The following is a 952-nucleotide window of genomic DNA, read 5'->3' as shown; positions in this document are numbered from 1 at the left end:
GGCGCCGATCGTCCGGTGACCGCAGGGGCGGGGGGCCAGAGCGCCGCGGGGTCGTCGAGGACCCGCAGCAGCAACTCCGCCGGATTCGGACCGGCCGTCGGAGCCGGCGGCGTAGTCGGGGAGACGGTCGGCCGCGGAACCCGCGGGCCCGCCGACGTCGGGGGCGCGGCGGGCCCCAAGGTCCGCTCGCGGCGCAACAGCCGGCCGGCGAGCCCCCGGCGGCGCGCGCTCTCCCCGCCGGTTCCCCCGCCGGGCCCCGTCGGTGGGGCGACGGTCGGCGGGGGGCTCTGCGCGGGCACGCCCGCGTTCGCCCCGTCGTCCGAGCGGGCGGCGAGGATCCGCAGCGCGGACTCCCCGAGGCGCAGCTCACGGCCGGGGAACAGCGGCAGGTCCCGGTCGGTGGGGACCGCGACGCCGTCCACGGTGGTGCCGTTGGTCGAACCCGGGTCCCGCACGGTCACCGGCCCCGGGCCCTCGGGAACGCGCAGCAGGCAGTGGAGCCGGGAGACGTCGGGGTCGTCCAGGGGGACGTCGGCCCGTGCGGAGCGGCCGATCCGCACCTCGCCACCGTGCAGCAGGTGCACACCGCCCGCGTCCGGACCGGAGACGACCAGCAGTCGGGGCACGGAGTCGTCGGCGCGGTCCACGCCGACCGGTCCGTCGGTGGCGAGCACGGCGCCGTCCACCAGCGGCGGCCGACCCAGGGGCGCGCGCCGGGGGTCCAGACGCCGGCCCCCGCACCACACCGCCCCCGGGGTGCCGGCGGTGGGGTCCGCGGCGGCCACCAGATCGCCCAGCACCGCCTCCAGCGGGGTGTCCACGGGCGCGGTGACGGTCACGTCGGTGCCCTCGCCGCCCCGCGGGCCGAGAACGGTCAACCTGATCTGCATCGGCCCTCCCGGTCGGGTCGAGGTGGCGGGCGGACGAACCGCCCCCGGCATCCTCGCACCCC

1 protein-coding gene is annotated in these 952 nt (G+C 79.6%); it reads right to left on the bottom strand.

Translation table 11 applies throughout. The features are described from left to right. On the bottom strand, nucleotides 1-890 hold an 890-nt coding region (locus tag FNQ90_RS24910), incomplete at its 3' end, for an FHA domain-containing protein (protein ID WP_182608393.1). Nucleotides 891-952 lie beyond the last annotated feature (62 nt).

Origin of the sequence: Streptomyces alkaliphilus, from assembly GCF_014141535.1 — a bacterium.
GTDB classification, from domain to species: domain Bacteria; phylum Actinomycetota; class Actinomycetes; order Streptomycetales; family Streptomycetaceae; genus Streptomyces; species Streptomyces alkaliphilus.
The sequence above is the reverse complement of the archived record's forward strand: the minus strand, read 5'-3'. Positions and strand labels throughout refer to the sequence as shown.